The following is a 5,046-nucleotide window of genomic DNA, read 5'->3' on the forward strand; positions in this document are numbered from 1 at the left end:
GATGCAGAAAATCTCTTTTTTAACAAAATGTCAATGTTTTTTTAATGGGACAGCCGGGTGGAGTTATCTGATCGTTGTTTCAGATCGATAAATATTCTGATGACCTCAAGCAACTACAGTCCTCACCTCAGAGCGAATTTTTTGCCATTGTCTTAAGGGTGAGTATTCAGGATTAGCCATCATATCTACCGGGAGATAAAATGTCTGTTCAAGCAAATGTTGTCCACTTAATGCGGCATGCGATACATGGTCGGTAAATACTATCCAGGTACTTTGCGCTGGAAAATCAACTCGAACCTTACTGACTTCTGCTTGGTATACATCATCTAATTTCATGGTGTCATGTAAGTGCAGCATATAATGATCATATGCGGAGCGTAAGGTTTTTGTAGTCTTCACCCACTGCAAAATCTTTGCTCTAAATTTGCTGTAACTAATGATTTGCGGGGCGAAACGTTCAAGCACTTGCGGAAATGGTTCACCAAGACTCCACACGCGTGGTTCGTTATGTGGATTTACATTACAAAAGACTCGTAAAATTCTTAATCCATGTACGGGACTTGCCGAAAAGGAGTCAACATGAAGGCGAGTATCATCTTTGCGTTTTGAACTAGCACGGCCACTAATCTGTGCTGGTCTAAAACTGGTTCGTCCCCATTTTAAATGCGGTATATAAGAAGGCAAAGTCACTCGAATTAATTGATGCGCAAAATCAGCATATCCGTGCATCATCTGCTTTAATTTTATGTCTAAGCCAGAAACTTCTTTTTTATAGGCATTGATGGTTTTGCGCTGCGGATCATAACTGATGTTTTTGCGACTACCATCTAAAATTGCTTCAGACATTAAGCTTGCTTCCATATCTGAAAAATAATATTCAGGAAAAAATAAAACTTTACCTTCTTCTAATGAATTAACACTTTCTTGTTGATTGATGTGATCAATTTGTTGGGTCAATAAATAAGAGTTCATTTTTTTACCTTATCCATATTTTTGGCTAGTAGCAATTGTGCATGGATTAAGAGTAATCTTCCAGTTTTTTTTCATATTTTAAAATCTTGATGGAAATAGATCAAATTCAATCCCATAGCTTAACATTTCCCAGCAAATAAAATCATGTAAGTCCTAAAAATTTAAAACAACATAACGTATAATCTAAAAATCAATTTTTACCATAGTTATTGCTTATGTCTCTTTGTCCTTGTGGATCCACTAATCCCTACATTCAATGTTGCGCTTGCTTCATAGAAAAAAAGCAACTACCACAAACACCTGAACAATTGATGCGCTCACGCTATACCGCTTATAGTATGGCAAAGATTGACTACATCAAAGACACGATGGCAGGTAAAGCGCTCTTTGGTTTTAACCCAATCGAAGCACAAAAATGGGCACAAAGCGTCATCTGGCTTGGATTAAAAGTGATTCACGCTGAGCCTACAACTTCAGATGTGGGTTTTGTTGAGTTTATTGCTCGTTTTAAAGAAAGTGGCCAAGTAAAAACTATTCATGAGCGCAGCGAGTTTCACAAACAGGAAGGACGTTGGTTTTATGTGGATGGGGAGCTAAAAAAAACGCCACTCAAAACCAGAAAACCACACGTTGCACGCAACAGTCCCTGTCCTTGTGGTAGTGGGAAAAAATTTAAGAATTGTCATGCAAATTAATTCATACAACCAAGGTATTAATTATTATGAATGGAAACGTTCTACTTAATGTGTTTATCTTTCTTGCAGCAGCGAGTATTATGGTGCCGCTGGCAAGCCGCTTTAAACTAGGTTCTGTACTCGGTTACCTTCTTGTAGGTATCTTGATTGGTCCTTTTGGTTTTAAGCTTATTGGTAATGCGCAACAAATCATGCATTTTGCAGAATTTGGTGTCATCATGATGCTGTTTCTTATTGGTCTGGAATTAGAGCCTTCCATGCTGTGGAAATTGCGCAAACTAATTGTCGGTTTGGGTAGTTTACAAGTCGTAATCACCACTGGAGCACTAATTACTATTGGTCTAACCTTAGGCTATGAATGGCGTTCAACAATAGCTGTAAGTATGGCATTGGCCTTATCATCAACTGCCCTCGTATTGCAAATGCTTCAGGAAAAAAATTTACTGAAAACTGCTGAGGGAGAGGCTTCTTTTGCAGTGTTACTGTTCCAGGATATTGCCGTAATCCCAATTTTAATTATTATTCCTTTGTTAGAACTCAACGGAAATATTCAACTTAGCGCTTCTCATGAAAGTGCTGCGATTCTGCACCTTCCTAAATGGCTGCATGCACTTTTAGTTACTGGGGTTATAGGCACTATTATTCTTATTGGTCATTATTTATCGCGCTATTTATTTTTCATTATTGCGAAAACTAATTTACGCGAGGTGTTTACTGCATTTTCCCTTGCTTTGGTTATAGGAACCACTTTGCTTATGGAATACATTGGCGTGTCCCCTGCGCTAGGTGCTTTTATTTCAGGGGTGGTCTTAGCCAACTCACAGTACAAACACGCCATTGAAGCAGACATACAGCCGTTTAAAGGTTTGTTACTGGGATTATTTTTTATTTCTGTCGGTATGGGCATGAATTTTTCGCTTTTTTCAGGCCAAACAGGAATGATTATCGCTGCTGTATTTACCTTTATCATCATTAAAGCCATAGTATTGATTGTATTGGGACGTTTCTTTGATTTAACCAGCTTCCAAACTCTAGGTTTGGCTTTTGCTTTAGCCCAAGGCAGTGAGTTTGCCTTTGTTCTGTTTCAATATGCCGAATCAACGAAGGTAATTAACGAAACCACAATGAACTTTTTTACTCTGGTTGTTGCCCTATCAATGTTAGCAACACCCTTTTTAATGGTTTTTTATTATCGAGTTATTCTACCGCACTTTATGAGCTTTTTGCCTGAAAGAGAATACGATGCCATTAGTGAAAAAAATGGCATCATTCTTGCGGGATACGGTCGTTTTGGTCAAATTATTGGTCGTTTTCTAACTGGTGAGCACATCAAAATTACTGTTCTTGAAAATAATGCCGAGCAAGTTGAATTAATTAGAAAGTTTGGCTATGTAGGCTATTTTGGTGATGCCAGCCGTCTTGATCTTTTAAAAAATGCTGGGGCTGAGCATGCCAAGTTATTGATTGTTACCATAGGGAATGTGGATGTTAACCTGAAAATTATCGAGCTTGCCAAACAAGAATTTCCGCATTTAAAAATATTTGCCCGAGCACGTAACCGCCAACATGCTTATGAACTACATAAATTAGGTGTTGATTATTTTATTCGCGAGGTCTTTGATTCTTCATTAACCATGACTAAAGAAATTCTTAAGTTCTTAGGCTACAAACATGATGACATTGAGAAAAAAGCAACTGCATTTAAAAGACATGATGAAACCACCCTATTACAGTCCTTTGAATTCTTCGAAAAAGAGCGTGAACTGATTAACTTTACACGTCAAGCAAAAGGCGAGTTAGAGCGCATCCTCCGTTCAAATTAATAACTGCTTTATGGAGCACTTTAAAAATGATCAATTTTCAGGAGGTTTCTGCCAAAACTTTTCTTAGCGAATATTGGCAGAAAAAACCGTTAGTTATTCGTAATGCCATCCACGGATTCGTTAATCCCCTCTCTCCTGATGAATTAGCTGGGCTTGCCTTAGAAGAAGAAGTAGAAAGCCGTATAGTTTATGAAACACCGCAAAAAAAACCTTTTTGGCATTTAAAGCGTGGGCCATTCACCGAAAATGATTTTATCGCGCTACCCAAAACCCATTGGACTTTATTAGTACAAGGGGTCAACCTCTTAGTGCCGGAAGTAGGCAATCTTTTGGAACATTTTGATTTTCTTCCGCAATGGCGTGTGGATGATATAATGATTAGCTTTGCTGCATTGCATGGCAGTGTTGGCCCACATTATGATAATTACGATGTATTTTTATACCAAGCTCAAGGCTCTCGAGAATGGCGGTTAACAACTAAAGAATGTACTCATGACAATTATCTTCCAGATCTTGAATTACGGATTATGAACCGCTTTGAAGTTGAGGAAAAAATCATTCTTGATGAGGGGGACATGCTTTATTTGCCCCCGCATATTGGCCATTATGGTATTTCCCTCTCTGAAGAATGCATGACCTATTCTTTTGGTTATCGCAGTTATCAAGGGCAAGAAGCCTGGGACAGTTTAGGGGATTTTGTCTCTGCACAAGGGATTTTTAAGGATTTATATCAAGATCCAAATTGGTCATCACTAAAACATCCCTCCGAAATCCCCACCGAAGCTTGGAAAAATGCCCAAAAATTACTACAACAATTAATCAATGATGAACGCACTATGAAAACGTGGTTTGGCTGCTTTATAACCCGTCTGGATCAACAAGCCGAGCAGTTATTACCAATACCGTTGGAGGAGGACAAATCAATCGATAAGCAAACCTTCCTTGCCAATTTGCAAACAAGTTTGGAACTTATTCGTGAACCCGCATGCCGTTTTGCGTATTATGCTCAAGATAAGGGCTCTGCCTCTCAATTATTTATAAATGGATGTGAATGGAATGTGGAGGGAGTTTCGCCTGAGCTTTTGAGTAAATTGGCTAATAATCGCTTTCTCGCTTATCGCAGTGTGCGTGATTTTTTAGATAACGAATGTAACCAGGCTTTTCTCTATGATTTATGGCGATTACAATGGTTACAAATTACTTAGATATGCGCTTTAAGCAAAATTGCACTAAAATTATAATTGGTTTAATTATGAATCATAGATTATAGTTAAAGTACATACCAAAACAAGGATAAGTCATGAGAAAAATAATCGTAGTTTTAGCAATAGTCACTGCAGCAACGATGCTCAGTAACTGTTCTTGTAACCCTTGTGCAGGCACCTGTGTTCCTTGTGATTGCTCTGGCTCAAACAGTTACACTGGAAATTGGTACTAAATTCTCGATTATTAAATACAGATTCATACGTGAACATTTAATGGCGTCAACTTAAGGCTATTCCCTCTTTCTCTCTGTCATTAAGTTAAGGAAAATCGTAGGTTGGGCCTTGGCCCAA

Annotated in this window: 5 protein-coding genes; 3 read left to right on the plus strand and 2 right to left on the minus strand. The window is 38.3% G+C overall.

What is annotated here, in order from left to right; genetic code table 11:
• Positions 1–105: 105 nt before the first annotated feature.
• Entirely contained in the window at positions 106–972 is an 867-nt protein-coding gene (locus QM652_RS14040; RefSeq protein WP_415076859.1) for a Kdo hydroxylase family protein, read from the minus strand.
• Positions 973–1,187: 215 nt separating this feature from the next.
• Between QM652_RS14040 and QM652_RS14045 the strand changes: the two genes are divergently transcribed.
• The 3 genes from QM652_RS14045 to QM652_RS14055 are packed head-to-tail and all read left to right on the plus strand — an operon-like array spanning position 1,188 to position 4,695.
• On the plus strand, positions 1,188–1,667 hold the full coding sequence (locus QM652_RS14045) for a YchJ family protein (RefSeq protein WP_415076861.1): 480 nt from the start codon (positions 1,188–1,190) through the stop codon (positions 1,665–1,667).
• Positions 1,668–1,693: 26 nt separating this feature from the next.
• A complete protein-coding gene (locus tag QM652_RS14050; RefSeq protein WP_415076863.1) occupies positions 1,694–3,490 on the plus strand; it encodes a monovalent cation:proton antiporter-2 (CPA2) family protein in 1,797 nt (598 codons plus the stop codon).
• Positions 3,491–3,516: 26 nt separating this feature from the next.
• Positions 3,517–4,695 carry a JmjC domain-containing protein gene (locus QM652_RS14055; RefSeq protein WP_415076865.1) on the plus strand — a complete coding sequence of 393 codons (1,179 nt, stop codon included), beginning with the start codon at positions 3,517–3,519 and terminating at the stop codon, positions 4,693–4,695.
• Positions 4,696–4,747: 52 nt separating this feature from the next.
• On the opposite strand, the gene QM652_RS14060 is transcribed toward QM652_RS14055, so the two are convergent.
• Complete coding sequence (locus QM652_RS14060; protein WP_415076867.1) at positions 4,748–4,873, minus strand: hypothetical protein; 126 nt, start codon at positions 4,871–4,873, stop codon at positions 4,748–4,750.
• Between the last annotated feature and the right edge of the window lie 173 nt (positions 4,874–5,046).

The sequence above is a fragment of the Legionella sp. genome (genome assembly GCF_047605385.1).
Taxonomy (GTDB): Bacteria; Pseudomonadota; Gammaproteobacteria; order Legionellales; family Legionellaceae; genus Legionella.